General features: G+C 36.3%; 19 protein-coding genes. All 19 read left to right on the forward strand.

Going from position 1 to position 17,884, the window contains the following annotated elements; translation table 11 throughout:
* Positions 1-76: 76 nt before the first annotated feature.
* The 19 genes from cmk to N9R04_RS02145 all read left to right on the forward strand — a co-directional run bounded on the left by cmk (position 77) and on the right by N9R04_RS02145 (position 17,746).
* Positions 77-736: a (d)CMP kinase gene (gene cmk, locus N9R04_RS02055; RefSeq protein WP_262854560.1), complete on the forward strand. Its 660-nt coding sequence runs from the start codon at positions 77-79 to the stop codon at positions 734-736.
* Between the two features lie 323 nt (positions 737-1,059).
* Positions 1,060-2,241, forward strand: coding sequence for a 30S ribosomal protein S1 (gene rpsA, locus N9R04_RS02060; RefSeq protein ID WP_262854565.1), 1,182 nt, complete (start codon positions 1,060-1,062; stop codon positions 2,239-2,241).
* Positions 2,242-2,656: 415 nt separating this feature from the next.
* Positions 2,657-3,967, forward strand: a complete 1,311-nt coding sequence (gene der / locus N9R04_RS02065) for a ribosome biogenesis GTPase Der (protein ID WP_262854568.1) — start codon at positions 2,657-2,659, stop codon at positions 3,965-3,967.
* A 17-nt stretch (positions 3,968-3,984) separates the two neighbouring features.
* Positions 3,985-4,983 carry an NAD(P)H-dependent glycerol-3-phosphate dehydrogenase gene (locus N9R04_RS02070; RefSeq protein WP_262854569.1) on the forward strand — a complete coding sequence of 333 codons (999 nt, stop codon included), beginning with the start codon at positions 3,985-3,987 and terminating at the stop codon, positions 4,981-4,983.
* 168 nt (positions 4,984-5,151) lie between these two features.
* Positions 5,152-5,424 carry a non-specific DNA-binding protein Hbs gene (gene hbs, locus N9R04_RS02075; protein ID WP_002472176.1) on the forward strand — a complete coding sequence of 91 codons (273 nt, stop codon included), beginning with the start codon at positions 5,152-5,154 and terminating at the stop codon, positions 5,422-5,424.
* Positions 5,425-6,462: 1,038 nt separating this feature from the next.
* Positions 6,463-7,020, forward strand: coding sequence for a heptaprenyl diphosphate synthase component 1 (locus N9R04_RS02080; RefSeq protein ID WP_262854579.1), 558 nt, complete (start codon positions 6,463-6,465; stop codon positions 7,018-7,020).
* A 14-nt stretch (positions 7,021-7,034) separates the two neighbouring features.
* Positions 7,035-7,736 (forward strand): demethylmenaquinone methyltransferase, encoded by a 702-nt coding sequence (locus tag N9R04_RS02085; protein ID WP_262854583.1) that lies wholly within the window; start codon positions 7,035-7,037, stop codon positions 7,734-7,736.
* Between the two features lie 25 nt (positions 7,737-7,761).
* Positions 7,762-8,715, forward strand: coding sequence for a polyprenyl synthetase family protein (locus N9R04_RS02090; protein WP_262854587.1), 954 nt, complete (start codon positions 7,762-7,764; stop codon positions 8,713-8,715).
* A gap of 88 nt (positions 8,716-8,803) precedes the next feature.
* Positions 8,804-9,253 (forward strand): nucleoside-diphosphate kinase, encoded by a 450-nt coding sequence (gene ndk / locus N9R04_RS02095; RefSeq protein WP_262854591.1) that lies wholly within the window; start codon positions 8,804-8,806, stop codon positions 9,251-9,253.
* 218 nt (positions 9,254-9,471) lie between these two features.
* Positions 9,472-10,644 (forward strand): chorismate synthase, encoded by a 1,173-nt coding sequence (aroC, locus tag N9R04_RS02100; RefSeq protein ID WP_262854593.1) that lies wholly within the window; start codon positions 9,472-9,474, stop codon positions 10,642-10,644.
* An 18-nt stretch (positions 10,645-10,662) separates the two neighbouring features.
* Complete coding sequence (gene aroB / locus N9R04_RS02105; RefSeq protein ID WP_262854597.1) at positions 10,663-11,730, forward strand: 3-dehydroquinate synthase; 1,068 nt, start codon at positions 10,663-10,665, stop codon at positions 11,728-11,730.
* A 9-nt stretch (positions 11,731-11,739) separates the two neighbouring features.
* Entirely contained in the window at positions 11,740-13,038 is a 1,299-nt protein-coding gene (gene aroA, locus N9R04_RS02110) for a 3-phosphoshikimate 1-carboxyvinyltransferase (protein WP_262854601.1), read from the forward strand.
* A gap of 3 nt (positions 13,039-13,041) precedes the next feature.
* On the forward strand, positions 13,042-14,283 hold the full coding sequence (locus N9R04_RS02115) for a tetratricopeptide repeat protein (RefSeq protein WP_262854607.1): 1,242 nt from the start codon (positions 13,042-13,044) through the stop codon (positions 14,281-14,283).
* A 43-nt stretch (positions 14,284-14,326) separates the two neighbouring features.
* The gene (locus N9R04_RS02120; protein ID WP_262854612.1) at positions 14,327-14,884 is read left to right on the forward strand and encodes a YpiB family protein; all 558 of its coding nucleotides are present in this window, start codon (positions 14,327-14,329) and stop codon (positions 14,882-14,884) included.
* 4 nt (positions 14,885-14,888) lie between these two features.
* A complete protein-coding gene (locus N9R04_RS02125; protein ID WP_262854614.1) occupies positions 14,889-15,479 on the forward strand; it encodes a DUF1405 domain-containing protein in 591 nt (196 codons plus the stop codon).
* Positions 15,480-15,724: 245 nt separating this feature from the next.
* Complete coding sequence (locus N9R04_RS02130; RefSeq protein WP_262854618.1) at positions 15,725-16,423, forward strand: zinc metallopeptidase; 699 nt, start codon at positions 15,725-15,727, stop codon at positions 16,421-16,423.
* Between the two features lie 593 nt (positions 16,424-17,016).
* On the forward strand, positions 17,017-17,352 hold the full coding sequence (locus N9R04_RS02135; RefSeq protein ID WP_262854622.1) for a nucleotide pyrophosphohydrolase: 336 nt from the start codon (positions 17,017-17,019) through the stop codon (positions 17,350-17,352).
* Between the two features lie 3 nt (positions 17,353-17,355).
* Positions 17,356-17,502, forward strand: coding sequence for a hypothetical protein (locus N9R04_RS02140; RefSeq protein ID WP_262854626.1), 147 nt, complete (start codon positions 17,356-17,358; stop codon positions 17,500-17,502).
* Between the two features lie 97 nt (positions 17,503-17,599).
* Positions 17,600-17,746, forward strand: coding sequence for a hypothetical protein (locus N9R04_RS02145; RefSeq protein WP_262854632.1), 147 nt, complete (start codon positions 17,600-17,602; stop codon positions 17,744-17,746).
* Positions 17,747-17,884: the final 138 nt, after the last annotated feature.

Consider the following 17,884-nt stretch of genomic DNA (forward strand, 5'->3'; position numbering starts at 1 on the left):
CGCATTCCTCCTGTAAATCAATTACCTTCCTATGATAGAATAATAATTAAATTTCCACAAGAAAGGGATATGAATTATGAAATCAATTAACATTGCGTTAGACGGGCCTGCTGCAGCAGGTAAAAGCACTATTGCTAAGCGTGTTGCAGCCAAACTATCTATGATATATGTGGATACAGGAGCAATGTACCGTGCTATAACTTATAAATACTTACGGGTGAACCAGCCCAAGAACATTCAACATCTCATAGACGATACTACTTTAGAACTGACGTATGATGAAGAACAAGGTCAGCTTATTATACTAGACGGCGAGAATGTCACGCCATTCTTACGTGAAAACGACGTCACTCAACATGTTTCATACGTTGCATCGCAAGAACCCGTACGGACGTTTGCTGTAAATAAACAAAAAGAACTAGCAGCTAAAAAAGGAATAGTTATGGATGGAAGAGATATAGGTACTGTAGTCTTACCTGACGCAGAATTGAAGATCTATATGATCGCCTCAGTAGAGGAACGTGCAAAACGTCGCCAGTTAGACAATGAAGAACGTGGAATTGATTCTAATTTAGAACAATTGAAAGAAGAAATATCTAAGCGTGATACGTTTGATATGAATCGTGAAATCTCACCTTTACGAAAAGCAGAAGACGCAATTACGCTTGATACTACAGGAAAGTCTATCGATGAAGTAACTACAGAAATTTTGTCCTACGTATCAAAGCTAAACTAATGATACGTAAAAACTTAATTCTCAAACTCTAGATATTTCTTCTCTAAAATTTATATTAACTAGTCAAATTAGTGTCTTAATTCTTATATAAGTTTATTAAAAGATTAAGCCGAACTGACGTTTAAATACCTCACCGGGTTGGGTATAGGTTACAGGAAGAAGTGTGAAAAGAACAATATATTAATTAAAGAAGTACGAAGAAGCACACACTTTAAAATAATACAGGCGCTATAATAGGGACCACTCTTTAAAGTGGTATTCCTTGACAATTCTGTCTAATTATAAGATGTTATAATTATGTAGTGTTTAAGGAGGCAGACATGATGACTGAAGAATTCAACGAATCCATGATTTCCGAAATCAAAGAGGGGGATAAGGTTACTGCTGAAGTTCAAGAAATTCAAGATAAGCAAGTAATCGTCCATGTAAACGGTGGTAAGTTTAATGGTATTATCCCAATTAGTCAACTCTCTACTCATCGTATAGACAATCCTAATGAAGCTGTTAAAGTTGGAGATGAAGTAGGAGCTTACGTAACAAAAATTGAAGTAGATGAAGAAAATGAAAGTGGCGCTTACATTTTATCTAAACGTCAGCTTGAAACTGAAAAATCATATGAATTTTTACAAGATAAATTAGATAATAATGAAACAATCGAAGCAGAAGTCACTGAGGTAGTTAAAGGCGGCTTAGTGGTAGATGTAGGCCAACGCGGTTTTATTCCTGCTTCACTTATTTCAACTGACTTTATTGAGGACTTCTCGGATTACGAGGGGCAAACACTTAAACTCAAAGTAGAAGAGTTAGACCCTGCAAATAATCGCGTCATTTTAAGTCATAAAGCAGTTGAAGAGCTAGAGAATGCTGAAAAGAAAGAGAAACTATTAGACTCTCTTAATGAAGGCGATATAATCGACGGTAAAGTTGCCCGTTTAACTAACTTTGGTGCGTTTATCGACATCGGCGGCGTTGATGGATTAGTTCACGTGTCCGAATTATCACATGAACACATTAAATCGCCAGAAGATGCAGTCTCAATCGGTGATGAAGTTAAAGTTAAGATTAAATCTGTTGATAAAGACAATGAACGAATTTCGTTGTCAATCAAAGATACGCTACCAAGTCCGTTTGAAGCAATAAAAGGGCAAATTAATGAAGGCGACATGATTGAAGGCACAGTAGTTCGCTTAGTTAACTTTGGTGCTTTTGTTGAAATTAGTGCAGGCGTACAAGGTCTCGTTCACATCTCAGAAATTAGCCATAAGCACATTGGAACACCGGGCGAAGTGCTCGAACCAGGTCAACCAGTCACTGTTAAAATCTTAGGTGTCGACCCTGAAGAAGAGCGTATCTCATTGTCAATCAAAGCTACTATCCCAGCTGAGGATGTCATTGAAAGTGACGATGAGACGACCGAAAGTTATTTATCAAGCAAGAATGAAGACGAAGATAATCCAACTCTTGGTGATGTCTTTGGAGATAAATTAAAAGACTTTAAATTTTAAAGTAAAATATTTCAATATGTTTGTGTTTATCGAGGCTGGGACATAAGTCCCAGCCTCTTCAACATTTCGGCAGTAGATGACTGATTTGAAACGCGCTTGTATCAAGCTTCTTTCAATTCTAGTCATCCTTGCCGGGGCGGGACTACGAAATCTTTTTGTTTAAATTAGATTTCTGTCCCGCTCCCGAATCATGAGCGTTTCTGTCGACAATCCTGTTCTTGGAAGACGTTAACCTGTTTCCAGAGCACAAAATCTTTATCTCTCTTCATTCTTCTTCAGCAAATGTAGTTAGTTCACAATTACATAATATAGATCTATTGCTACTATTTAAATTTGAACCACTCAAGAGTATTTCTTTAGCTTTAACATACGTTATGATAAAATTATAGAGATTAAAGTAGAGAGGAAGTTCTAAATGACGAAACCTGTAGTTGCTATTGTAGGCCGGCCAAACGTCGGTAAGTCTACAATTTTTAATCGGGTCGTAGGGGAAAGGGTTTCCATTGTTGAAGATACACCAGGTGTCACGCGTGATCGTATTTATGCTAGTGGTGAGTGGCTCACTCATGACTTTAACCTCATTGATACTGGGGGCATAGAGATTGGGGACGCACCTTTTCAAGCACAAATTCGCGCTCAAGCTGAAATAGCTATAGACGAAGCTGATGTAATCATTTTTATGGTGAATGTGCGAGAAGGTCTATCCCAAAGTGACGAGATGGTAGCCCAAATGTTATACAAATCTAAAAAACCTGTCGTCTTAGCTGTGAATAAAGTTGATAATTTAGAAATGAAAAATGATATTTACGACTTTTATTCTCTAGGATTTGGAGACCCTTATCCTATTTCAGGTTCACATGGTCTAGGGCTAGGTGATCTTCTTGATGAGGTGGTTAAACATTTCCCTAAGGAAGAACCTGATCCCTATGACGAACACACAATTAAATTATCTATCATCGGCCGCCCTAATGTTGGGAAATCTAGCTTAATTAACGCATTATTAGGCGAAGAACGTGTCATAGTTTCTAATATAGCTGGAACAACTCGTGACGCAATCGATACTGAATACAGTTATGAAGGTCAAGATTATGTACTGATAGATACAGCGGGTATGCGTAAAAAAGGAAAAATATATGAAACCACTGAGAAATACTCAGTGCTCAGAGCACTTAAGGCTATAGAACGCTCTAACGTTGTCCTCGTGGTCATAGACGCCGAACAAGGTATTATTGAACAGGATAAAAGAGTTGCTGGCTATGCACACGAAGAAGGAAAAGCTATCGTTATAGTAGTTAATAAATGGGATACAGTGGATAAAGATAGCAATACAATGAAAAGGTTTACCGATGAAATTCGTCAAGCTTTTCAATTTTTAGATTATGCACAAATTGCTTTTATTTCAGCTAAAGAAAAGCAACGTCTTACAACTTTATTTCCATATATTAATGAAGCGAGTGAGAATCACAAAAAACGTGTTAAGAGTTCAACTCTTAATGAAGTGGTTACCGATGCGATAACGATGAATCCAACGCCAACTGACAAAGGTCGACGTCTCAATGTATTCTATACTACTCAAGTAGCAATTGAACCGCCTACATTTATTGTTTTTGTTAATGATGTAGAACTTATGCACTTTTCATATAAGCGCTACTTAGAGAATCAAATTCGTAGTGCCTTTGGCTTTGAGGGTACGCCAGTTCACATAGTTCCTAGAAAAAGAAATTAATCATAGGAGGATGGGTTATGACGGAAGTTACAGTATTTGGTATGGGGAGTTTTGGTACTGCCTTAGCTAACGTCTTATCTCAAAATGGTCATAAAGTACTTATGTGGGGTAAGAACGATCAATCAATTAAAGAGGTAAATGAAAATCATCAAAATACACGTTATTTATCTGATGTTACACTTTGCGAAAATATAAAAGCTACTGCTGATATCAAAGAGGCTACTGCTTTTGCAGATATTTATTTAATAGCTTTACCTACTAAAGCTATTAGAGAAATCGTCACTCAAATCGATCAGATTATTACGTCACCTAAAACCTTCATTCATGTAGCAAAAGGTATAGAAAATAATACATTTAAACGCGTTTCTGAGATGATTGAAGATTCGATTTCACCTGAACATAATAACGGTATCGGTGTCCTTTCAGGCCCAAGTCACGCTGAAGAAGTGGTGATCAAACAGCCCACAACAGTCGCAGCTTCATCAAAGTCAGCAGAAGTTAGTCAACTTATCCAAGATTTATTTATGAATCAATATTTACGTGTTTATACTAATCAAGATTTGGTAGGAGTTGAGCTAGGCGGTGCGTTAAAAAACGTCATCGCTATCGCAAGCGGCGTAGTCTCAGGTATGGGCTTCGGCGACAATGCTAAAGCAGCTCTAATAACTAGAGGTTTAGCAGAGATTAGTCGTTTAGGTGAAAAATTAGGTGCGGACCCTATGACTTTCTTAGGACTAGGAGGTATAGGTGACTTAATTGTGACGTGTACTTCTACTCATTCTCGTAACTTTACGCTAGGATATAAGCTAGGTAAAGGCCTAACTCTTGATGAAGCATTAAACGATATGAATATGGTTGTTGAAGGTATTTACACCACTAAATCAGTTCATGATTTAGCCCAAATTCAACACGTCGATATGCCGATTACAAATGCGTTATATGGCGTGTTATTCGAAGATCAACCCGTCGATAAAAGTTTAGAGTATTTGATGGGACGAGATAAAAAAGCTGAATAGCATAGCACTTTTACACTTTTAATTAAATCGAGCTTTATTTTTAATAAAATTCTTATAAATACCATCGAATTTACGTATAAATCATTGCAGTGACAGTTATGCGTGTGTTAAAGTCATAGCATAATGATATTAAGGTATCATTATTAATCCTAGGGAGGTGAATTTGAAATGAATAAGACAGATTTAATCAATGCTGTAGCAGAACAAGCTGACTTAACTAAAAAAGATGCTAATGCTGCTGTAGATGCAGTATTCGAATCAATCCAATCTTCACTTTCTAAAGGTGAAAAAGTACAATTAATTGGTTTCGGTAACTTTGAGGTACGTGAACGTGCTGCACGTAAAGGACGTAATCCTCAAACAGGTAAAGAAATTGACATTCCTGCAAGCAAAGTTCCAGCATTCAAAGCTGGTAAAGCTTTAAAAGATGCAGTTAAATAATTCTTTACTTATTACTAAAGGCTGGGACATATTTATGTTTCAGCCTTTAATTATTGATATAAAGATCGTTTGGCTTCACAACTGATGACTTGTTTAAGAGGTTGAGACATAAAGTTTTGTGCTCTGGGACCCGATGAACAGCGTCCCCATAGCAGGATTGTGCACAGAAACGCTCACGATTCGGGAGCGGGACAGAAATCTAATTTGACTAAAAAGATTTCGTAATCCCGCCTCGGCAAAGATGACTAGAATTGAAAAAAGCTTGATACAAGCGCGTTTTCAAATCAGTCATCTACTGCCAAGATGTTGGAGGGAGCGGGACAGAAATCTAATTGGAATAAAAAGATTTCGTAGTCCCGCCCCGGCAAGGATGACTAGAATTGAAGAAAGCTTGATACAAGCGCATTTTCAAATCAGTCATCTACTGCCAAGATGCTGAAAGAGACTGAGACATTACATTATGTCACAGCCTCTTTCTCTCTAGTCAAAGACCATTATGTCCCAGGCTCTATTTATTTTTGAAATGGAAAAGGCACGACTCTTCCATGATAAATATCTCCTTATAAATCAAATGAAAGGGTATTGTGCCTAAGGCTTATACTAGACTTGTTGAATCCTTTCAAATCCATGACATTCATCTATTTATACATAATTTTAAAACTATCGATAGCAACAAATTAATTTAAAGTACAAAAAAACATCCTACATACTTTACGCAAAATATATTATAAGTTAAGCTCAGCGTCCTCTGCGCCTTACCTATGATGTATAAAAGGTACTATACTAGTATATGATTAGATGAACAAGCTCGTATCATATCGATACAATAATTGCACTTATTTAAGCCGCCAACTATATTATTTCTCAAACATAAACCAATAATTGGACAACACTTGAATCTAAGAGCTGTGGTTATAAAGAATATCATTTTTAAAAATCACAAATGTACAACGAGTACAAGCTAATTTAAGATACCGCGATTTAATTTTTATGCTTATAATGTTAATATGTATAGTGATACTAACGTGAGGTGTAAACATGGAGTCAACATATCGTCTATTAGATAATCAAATTAAAGCTCACCTAAAAGGTGTAAATACATATGAAACCATTGAATATAATCTGAACTTAAGTCAAATACTAGATCAGTACGATATAAGTGAAGATGCTAAACTCGCGTGCCTCACTATAGACACTGCAATGCGACACTTAGACTCTATTACAAATAGAAATCTTTCAAGAAATGCTATTTTAGTAGGTGACTTATTAAGTGCCCATTTTTATACATTATTAGCGGAATTAAATGAACCTGAGTATCAACAACAAATCAGTACTGCAATTGTGAGAATAAACGAATTAAAATCGGCTATACATCACGATACGCTCTCAAATGAGGAATTAGCTAAAGCTATACTCACGATTGAAACTGCTTTCCCATCAATCACACTTAGTTATTTCGCTTCAAACGTTGATCTTGAAGAGCTTAACAACAAAATATTAAATAATTTAAAAGACAATTGTCCTTCCTATTTATTGAAGTTTAAACACGAAGAATTAAATTCTATTTTAGAAGATATAGAAACAAGACATATTTAAAAAGAGGTAATAACATGGCTGATAATAAAGCAAAAAAAGAGCAAGTTCACAAAGTATTTCAGAATATATCTGGAAAGTATGATCGTTTAAATAATATCATTAGTTTCGAACAACACAAAATATGGCGTAAACAGGTTATGAAAGAGATGAATGTACAGGAAGGTAGTGAAGCTCTTGATGTTTGTTGTGGAACTGCTGATTGGACCATCGCCCTCAGCAAAGCTGTAGGTAATACAGGAGAAGTAACTGGACTTGATTTTAGTGAAAATATGCTGAAAGTTGGCAAGGAGAAAACGAAAGAATTTTCAAATATTCGCTTAGTGCATGGCGATGCGATGAATCTACCTTTCAACGACAATACTTTCGACTATGTGACGATCGGTTTTGGCTTGCGAAATGTACCTGATTATCTTGCTACTTTAAAAGAATTGTACCGCGTATTGAAACCAGGGGGGAAAGTGGTATGTTTAGAAACGAGTCAACCTACCGCACCAATATTCAAGCAACTGTACAAACTTTACTTTAAATTCATCATGCCGATCTTCGGAAAGATATTCGCCAAATCTAAAGATGAATATGAATGGCTACAACAGTCCACTTTTGACTTTCCTGACAAAGAAAAACTCAAGCGTTTGTTTAATCAAGCTGGCTTTAGCAATATCAAGATTCGTAGCTTTACAGGTGGCGTTGCTGCAATGCACCTTGGCTATAAGTAAATAATAACTACCAAAGGTGATAACTGTGGCAAAGTTAAACATGAACAAAGAAATAAAAGTGATAGAAAAAAGGTTGGAAAAGTTAATAACCAGTAAGGATAAAGTGCTTGAAGATGCGTCCAAACATTTACTAACTTCGGGTGGTAAACGTATCAGACCTGCATTTGTTATATTGAGTAGCCAATTTGGCAAGTCAATGAACGAAGATACATATCGTGTTGGGGTTGCACTAGAACTAATTCACATGGCTACTTTAGTGCATGATGATGTAATAGATAAAAGCGACAAACGCCGTGGCCGACTTACAATAGCACGAAAATGGGATCAAAATACTGCAATTTTGACCGGGAACTTTTTACTGGCTTTAGCACTCGAATATATATCTGCAATTGAAGACGTGCGCGTGCACAAAGTAATCTCACATGCGATAATAGATGTTTGTAAAGGTGAACTCTTTCAATTTCAAGATCAATTTAATAGTCAACAAACGATTACCAATTATTTGAGACGTATTAAACGAAAAACTGCTTTACTCATTCAACTTGCCACTGAAGTAGGAGCTATTACGTCTGGAGCTGATCAATCAACTGTGCGTAAGCTTAAGATGATAGGCTACTATATTGGGATGAGCTTTCAAATCGTCGATGATATATTAGACTTTACGAGTTCAGAGAAACAGTTAGGTAAGCCAGTAGGTAGTGATTTACTTAACGGACATTTAACCTTACCTGTTCTACTTGAAATGAAATCTAATAGTCATTTTAAGAAACAAATAGAACAGCTTGACGCTAATAGCTCTAAAGAAGAATTTCAATATTGTATCCAAATGGTGAGAGCGTCTACGGCGATTCAAACTTCAAAAAGAGTAAGTGATCGCTACTTATATAAAGCGGAAGAACTTATTGAAACGCTCGACACTGAGTATCCTAAGACATTGTTTAAGAAATTACTTCAAAGAATGAGCAAACGAAATACTTGAAATTTAAAATATATTGAAAGCGCTTGAGTAAACTGATAAGATGTAAAATAGCGATAAATAAGATATACATCATAGGGGGCAATTGATAATGGAAAGAACATTTCTTATGTTAAAACCTGACGCGGTACAAAGAAATTTAATTGGAGAAATCGTTTCACGTATCGAACGAAAAGGTCTTAAATTAGTAGGTGCTAAACTCCTTTCAGTACCACGTTCATTAGCAGAGACTCATTACTCTGAACACCAAGGCAAACCATTTTATGAAGGTCTAGTATCGTTCATTACTTCAGCACCTGTATTTGCTATGGTTGTAGAAGGTGAAGATGCAGTTAATGTTTCACGTCATATCATCGGTGAAACAAATCCATCAGAAGCTGCACCAGGCACTATTCGTGGGGACTTCGGTTTAACTATCGGTCGTAACATTATTCACGGTTCTGATTCATCAGAATCAGCAGATAAAGAAATTAACTTATGGTTTAAACCTGAAGAGTTAAGTGATTATAAAGCAAACAATGAAGAATGGATATACGAATAAGCCGCATTTTAACCGCTTCTTTGCTTTAAGTCATTCTCTAGAGTTAGATTACTGAATATCATTGAATTTATGCACTAGATTTATGTGTCTTGAACTTTTAGGGTGAGACGAAGAAAATCATCTAGATTTTCAGTCTCACCCTTTTTATAATCAGTAATCTTATGTGGTAAAATTGTTATAATACGAATTAAACTGTAATTTGATCGGAGTGAGACGTGATGAGTTTAAGATTTTTGACATCTGGTGAATCACATGGTCCACAGCTAACTGTTATCATTGAGGGTTTACCCGCTAACTTAGCTATAACACCAGAAGATATCAATAAAGAAATGTTTAAACGCCAAGGCGGCTATGGTCGAGGGCGACGCATGAAAATTGAAAAGGACTCTGTAGAAATAGTCTCTGGGGTAAGGAATGGATATACCTTAGGAAGCCCCGTAACCATTATTGTTACAAATGACGACTTTTCACATTGGAAGAAAATCATGGGTGTAGCACCTATAAGTGAAGCAGAGCAAGAAAATATGAAACGTGTTATAACTAAGCCTAGACCTGGCCATGCTGATTTAGTTGGGGGTATGAAATACAATCATCGAGACTTGCGCAACGTACTGGAGCGATCATCTGCACGTGAAACTGCCGCACGTGTAGCTGTTGGTGCTGTTTGTAAAGTCTTGTTAGAAACACTAAATATAAATCTCTATAGTCGGGTAGTTGAAATAGGTGGTATTAAAGATTCAACTAATCATACATTAGAAACAATTAAACAGAATATCGATACAAATGATGTTCGGGTGATAGACGATTCTATCGCACAAGCTATGCGTGAGCGAATCGACGAAGCTAAAAAAGAAGGAGATTCAATTGGCGGCGTAGTTCAAACAATCGTTGAGAATATGCCAATTGGGATAGGAAGTTATGTTCATTATGACCGTAAACTTGATGGGCGTATAGCTCAAAGCGTCGTGAGTATTAATGCATTTAAAGGTGTAAGTTTTGGGGAAGGATTTAAAGCTGCTGAAAAGCCTGGTAGTCAAATCCAAGATGAAATATTATATTCTGAAACTAAAGGTTTTTACCGAGGATCTAATCACTTAGGTGGCTTAGAGGGGGGTATGTCTAATGGCATGCCTATTGTTGTTAATGGAGTGATGAAGCCTATACCTACATTGTATAAGCCACTTAACTCAGTAGATATTAACAGCAAAGAAATCTTTAAAGCTTCAGTTGAACGTTCTGATAGCTGTGCAGTACCTGCAGCGAGTGTAGTAGTTGAGCATGTAGTTGCATTTGAAATTGCTAAAGCGTTGCTAGAGGAATTTCAATCTAACCACATCGATCAATTCAAGCATCAGGTTGAAGAACGTCGTAAATTAAACGCGCAGTTTTAAAGAGAAATAGGTGAATGTATGTTTTTAGAAACAACTTATAATAGTAATAACTATCCCATATATATCGAGAGCGGTGCTATAGATAAAATTGAAGATATCGTTTCCAATCATGATAAAGTGATATTACTTGTTGATGCGCAGATTTTTAAAATATGGAAAGACAAAATTCTATCTCTGTCTACTAAAATAGATGGTGTTATTAAAACGGTGCCCTCCGGAGAGTCTACTAAAACACTTTATTATTATGAACAAACGATAGAGGAATTGCTTGAATATAAGTTAACACGCAATACTTGCTTAGTTGCAGTAGGCGGTGGTGCTACTGGAGACTTTACTGGTTTCATAGCCTCAACACTTTTAAGAGGCGTAGATTTTATCCAAATTCCAACCACGATATTAGCTCATGATTCGAGTGTCGGCGGTAAAGTAGGTATAAATTCTCAACACGGGAAAAATTTAATCGGTGCTTTCTACAGACCTAAAGCAGTACTATACGATCTAGATTTTCTACGCAGCTTACCCTACTCAGAAATATTGAGTGGCTATACTGAAGTATATAAGCATGCTCTATTAAGTAATAATGATTTCAAACATGATTTAGAAGAAGCGTATCCAGATCAAAAGTGTTTACAATCAATGAAACGGATTGAAGAATTCCTTCATAGAGGGATTCAAACTAAACTTAATATCATAGTGGCTGACGAGAAGGAGCGTAACTTACGTAAATTTCTAAATTTAGGTCATACGTTAGGGCATGCTATTGAGTATCGGTATAAAATTCCTCACGGACATGCAGTAGCAATAGGCATAATTTATCAATTTATAGTCTCTAACATTAGTATAAATGCTAACTTCGATGTTAAGAGTTATATCACTTACTTTAACGAACTGGGCTATCCAGTATCCCTTATAAACTCATTTAATTTTGAAGAGCTTTATCAACTCATGTTATTAGATAAGAAAAATACCGCAGCAGGCACTAAAATGGTTTTACTCAAATCCATCGGCGAACCTGTCATAAGAGATATAAGTAAACGAGAACATAAACTCGCTTTTAAACAGCTTAAAGAATATATTCTAAAGTAGGTGGTAAATGTGAGCAACTTGCAAAATATTAATATTTCAGGCCCGCTTAAAGGTCAGATACATGTTCCGGGCGATAAGTCTATGACACATCGAGCTATAATACTGAGTGCACTAGCTAGAGGAACCTCAATCATTTCTGAACCTTTATTAGGTGAGGATTGCTTGCGTACTGTTGAGATTTTTCGCAAGCTTGGCGTAGAGATCACGGTGAAGGAAGATTCGATTGTAGTACGTTCACCGGGTTATCAACATCTTCACATTCCGCACCAAGTACTTTACACTGGTAATTCAGGGACGACAACGCGCTTAGTCGCTGGCCTCCTTTGTGGTTTAGGTATCAATGCTGTACTCTCAGGCGATAGCTCTATTGGGCAACGACCGATGGACCGCATTATTCAACCTCTACGTAAAATGGGGGCACATATAGAGGGGATCGAGGATAATTATACTCCTTTAATTATTAAACCCGCTTCGATAAGAGGTATTCAATATAAAATGGAAGTCGCGAGTGCTCAAGTTAAAAGCGCAATCTTACTCGCAGGTCTATTTGCAAACGGCACGACTACGATTTATGAAAGCACCACTACTAGAAATCACACCGAAACTATGTTTCAACATTATCAAATACCGATTAAAGTGTCGAAATACCAAATTTCCTTAGAGAAAAGGGCAATTGAACATATCCAACCAAGTCATTTTAAAGTGCCGGGAGATATTTCTTCCGCCGCTTACTTTATTGTTGCAGGTTTGATCACTCCTGGAAGTGATATAACAATTCATAATGTTGGTTTAAACCCTACTAGATCTGGTATTATCGATGTCGTTAAACTTATGAATGGCAATATAGAGCAGTTTAATACTACGAACGGCCCTGAGCCAACTGCTAGTATAAGAGTTCAATATACGCCTGATTTGAAACCTATTCATATTAATGGAGAACTCATACCTAGAGCTATTGATGAAATACCTATTATTGCGTTACTGTGTACACAAGCGAGTGGGATTTCACAAATTAGCGATGCTGAAGAACTAAAGTATAAAGAAACGAATCGCATTGATACTACTGCATCTGAACTCAATAAACTAGGATGCCAGTTGATACCTACAGCAGATGGTCTGCTAATTAAACCATCTCATATTGAAACAATGTGTGAGGTGGATAGTCACAAAGACCATCGAATAGGTATGATGCTTGCTATAGCATCAATTCTAAGTACTAAACCTATTGATATTAAACAATTCGAAGCGGTTAACATCTCATATCCAGGTTTCTTAACTCATTTAAAAAAGTTAGAAAAAGAGGTTTAATTTATGCAAGAGATATATAAACTCATAGACGACATAAATATGCAGAAATTGGATAATCTCGATTCTCGAGTTGATAATGTCTTAAACACTTCCAATGACGATGCTTTATTTATTCTAGGGGAAACATTGTATAACTTCGGACTAACGCCTCAAGGGCTAGAAGTTTTTCGTACTTTATATCACAAATATCCTGATGAAAGTGAAGTATTAATTTATTTTATTGAAGGCTTAATGGCAGAAGATGAAACAGATGAAGCATTAGAATACTTAAGTGAAGTAGAGTTATCAGTAGAGCGGCTTATGCTAGAAGCTGATTTATATCAACAACTCAATATGCTGGAAGTAGCTATAGATAAACTAACTGAAGCTATTGACATTGAACCTAATGATCCTATTATTCATTTTGCGTTGGCGGAATTGCTCTACTACGATGGTCAATATCTCAGAGCTACAAGTGAATATGAAACTGTACTCGAAACAGGAGAATATGAAGTTAATCACGTGAACCTTTTCTCTCGTTTAGCTGTTTGTGCTCTTCAAAGTGGTAATTATACAGATGCAATTGCAATGTTTGATGAGATGAACGAAGAAGAAATGGATTCAGAAGACTATTTCAAAAAAGCAATCGCTTACGAAAAAAATGATTTAGTGCAAGAAGCTACAAAATTAGTCCGGACTCTGTTATCTAAAGATCCCGATTTCATGCAGGGTTATCTCTACTTACAACATCTTTATAACACTGAGAAAAATTATCCTGATGCCATTGAAATTGGTAATGAAGGGCTACGTTTAAGTCAATTCTATAAAGAGCTTATGGTTTCTACTGGTGTGCTTGAATTAGAGCACGGAGACCAGAATGACGGGGTACAACATCTTATACAAGCTTTAGAGGTTGATCCTGCGTATCACGAGCCGGTGTTGATTTTAAGTGATTTCTACAGAAATGAAGAAGATTATGATTCAATTATTCAATTATTATCGTATGTAGATGAAGAGGATTTAGATCCAGTATTTGAATGGCATCTTGCGGTAGCTTATAGTCACGAGGAAAGAGATAAAGAAGCGCAACATTTTTATGACTTAGCGTATCCAACGCTTCAAACACAATCTGCCTTTCTGTCAGACTATTACTTCTACCTTATTGAAATTGGTCAAGTTGACAAAGCGAAACCTTTACTTGACAAACTTGTAGAGCTAGACCCTGCTAACCCAACATGGCATGAAGAAGCTGAAAGAATTCAATAAAAGTCAGATTTTAGATCTTTTGGATAAGAGAGGGGGTGAGTGTATGAACGAGCTGTCTCGTTTTAAAGCTGATTATATAGAATATTTATTATTTAACTATACCTTTAAATCAAGGATAACCGTTTGGTTGCTAAACTATATAAAAACTCAACCGGAATTGCTCAGTAAAATTCATTTTGTTAAACATGTAATAAAAGGGCACGATACTTTAGAGATCAGTACAAGCGGCTCACACAACTTAGGGATAAAATTATCGAGTAAACATCTATCTTTAAAAAACTCTAATGAAATATTCCATCAAATCGTTGATGCTAAAAAGTCTGTAGATATCAAAGTCCACTTTGCTCAAGATCAAGAACAGGACTCTAGACAAGAAGATATATTAGTAAAGCAACTGCTACACTCACCTCAGTATTCAAAATATTTGAGTGATATTTATTCACTTCAATTATCACCCTATAAAGAACAACTCATCATAGATTTTTTAAAAGATAACATTGATTTAAGTCTAAGGTTAAATGATCGTGATTTATTCTATCACTTTTCACATTTGCTCAACACATTTAAATTACGTTCACTCAATTCATCAACAAAGGGCTAAAAGTATGCAATTACGTTCGATATGGTTCTATTTTATTTATTCAAAGAAGTGCTTGTGGTTATTCTTCATCTGTAACTTAATAGGTACAATTTACGGATATGTTTGGTACAGTAATCAAATACATCAAACTAAAGGGCTATTCAAGTTCTTTGTACCCGATAGCCCAACAGCTACCTTGTTCTTAACAATAGTGCTATTTCTGTTTATCATAGGAAGAAATTGGCCAGTGTTGGAAGGATTAGCGTTTGTTAGTTTAGTAAAGTACGGCTTATGGGCTGTACTTATTAATGTTATATTGATGTTTTACTATAACTTGTTTACAGTAACTAGTGTTTTTTTATTAATTTCTCATAGTATCATGGCTTTAGAAGCAATCATTTTTGCTCCGCGTTTTAAGTTCAATTGGATTGCTTGTATAGTTGCTCTGATTTGGATCTTCCATAATGATGTAATAGATTACGTTTTCATGCAGTATCCGATCTATCCCTTTATAGCTTCTCATTTAAGTTTAGTAGCATATCTAACTTTTTGGCTAAGCGTCTTATCACTAGTTTGCTACATTCTACTCACTCGTTCTATGCGAAATAGAGAATAACTGCGACTTTCAGGTTGAATTTAAGATTGTGCTGTTCTTATTAGGAAATAAAAGGCTATGATAGTTAATCGTTTTATCATTAACCATTTCATATAATAAGCATCATTTCCATAAAGTTTATCAAGGTCTTATTTCATCGCTGATTACCCATCTCTACATTTCGCATAAAACTAAGGAAGAAGCAGGTTATAATAGTTGACCGGTATTTTTGAAGACAGTAAAATAAAGATTAAGGAGTGAGTATTTTGTCTTTTATTTATATGATTATATACTTTATTATTGTCATGATTATTCCATTATGGGCTCAGCACAAAGTTAAGTCGAACTATGAAAAGTACGCTCAAGTGCGTTCAACTAGTGGTAAGACTGGGCGAGAAGTCGCATTAGAAATACTTCATGCTAACGGGATTTATGACGTTGAAGTTGTTAAAGGAGAAGGCTTTTTAACTGATCACTATGATCCAAGTAAAAAAGTACTCGTGTTATCTCCAGCGAATTACGACAGACCGTCAGTTGCAGGTACTGCTATAGCTGCCCATGAAGTGGGTCATGCGATTCAACATGCTGAAGGTTATTTCTTCCTCAGATTCAGAAGCGCGCTTGTACCACTAGCAAATGTAGGTAGTAACCTCGGTTATCTCTGTATCATGGCAGGCGTTATCCTAACTGCATTTGTACACTCACCACTTGGTTCAACAGCGTTATGGATTGGCGTAGCATTATTCTCATTAGCAGTACTATTTTCTATTATTACTTTACCCGTTGAATTTGACGCCAGTAATCGTGCAATGAAACAAATTCAACAACTTAATATTGTTAATGAGAAAGAACATAAACATGCTAGAAAAGTTCTCTCAGCTGCTGCGATGACTTATGTAGCTTCAACTGCAGTAGCATTAGCCGAACTGTCACGTTTTATATTGATGGCTAGAGGAAATGATTGATAACGAGGCCAAATCATAAAGTTCTTGAATAAGTGAGGAAGAGGCTGGGACAGAAGTCCCAGCCTCTTCAGCATCTTGGCAGTAGATGACTGATTTGAAAATGCGCTTGTATCAAGCTTTTTCAATTCTAGTCATCCTTGCCGGGGCGGGACTACGAAATCTTTTTATTCAAATTAGATTTCTGTCCCGCTCCCTTTTAATGTACGCTATTTTAATAAACCTTTCACTATTAAAATTCAGATGAAATGATTTAAATCATTTGAGTGCTCTTTTTCTGGGATTTATGTCCCAGGCTTTAATCTAAGTATGTCTTTAATTGCAATTTTAAAATATGAAATATTAACCGCTATGAGAAGGCATCTTTTGTATCTTTAATTTTAGTCGAGAAAATTTTTTATTTCTAGAATTACTAGCAGGTACTTGTGTTCTCATCTGCTTAAGCTTTATAACAATTTTAGTTAACTTGTCAGGGGTATGACTACTAAGTCAATTAGATTTCTATCATACTCCATTTCTAATTGCAGAAGAAATGCACAGCACTCAAATTTAAGCTATACTAGATTAGACTTATATTATAGGGGGATTAGAGTAATATGAAATCAATGTATGATATGCAACGAGAAGTAGATCAATACATCAATCAATTTAAAGCAGGATATTTCTCACCTTTAGCTAATCTCGCTCGTCTCACAGAAGAAGTTGGAGAACTTTCTAGGGAAATAAATCATTACTATGGCGAAAAAAAGAAGAAGCAAACAGAAGCAGATAATACAATCGAAGCCGAATTAGGAGATAACTTGTTTGTATTATTATGTATCGCCAACTCTTTAGATATAGATATGACTCAAAGCTTTGATAAGACGATGCACAAGTTCAATACAAGAGATAAAGATAGATTTGAAAAAAGAAGTCGGGACAAAAGCGTTTAGGATGTGAGCCGGGGCCCCAACACAAAGAAACTGGTTCATCAGTTTCCACCAGCAATGCGAGTTGGGGTGGGGCCCCAACACAGAGAAACTGGGACTCCAGTTTCAACAAGCACAGCGAGTTGGGGTTGGGCCCCAACACAGAGAAACTAGGACATAATGTAATGTCTCAACCTCTTTCAGCATCTTGGCAGTAGATGACTGATTTGAAAATGCGCTTGTATCAAGCTTTTTTCAATTCTAGTCATCCTTGCCGGGGCGGGACTACGAAATCTTTTTATTTAAATTAGATTTCTGTCCCGCTCCCAACAAGCACAGCGAGTTGGGGTTGGGCCCCAACACAGAGAAACTGGGACATAATGTAATGTCTCAACCTCTTTCAGCATCTTGGCAGTAGATGACTGATTTGAAAATGCGCTTGTATCAAGCTTTTTTCAATTCTAGTCATCCTTGCCGGGGCGGGACTACGAAATCTTTTTATTCAAATTAGATTTCTGTCCCGCTCCCGAATCGTGAGCGTTTCTGTCGAAAATCC

The sequence above is a fragment of the Staphylococcus marylandisciuri genome (assembly GCF_025519785.1).
Taxonomy (GTDB): domain Bacteria; phylum Bacillota; class Bacilli; order Staphylococcales; family Staphylococcaceae; genus Staphylococcus; species Staphylococcus marylandisciuri.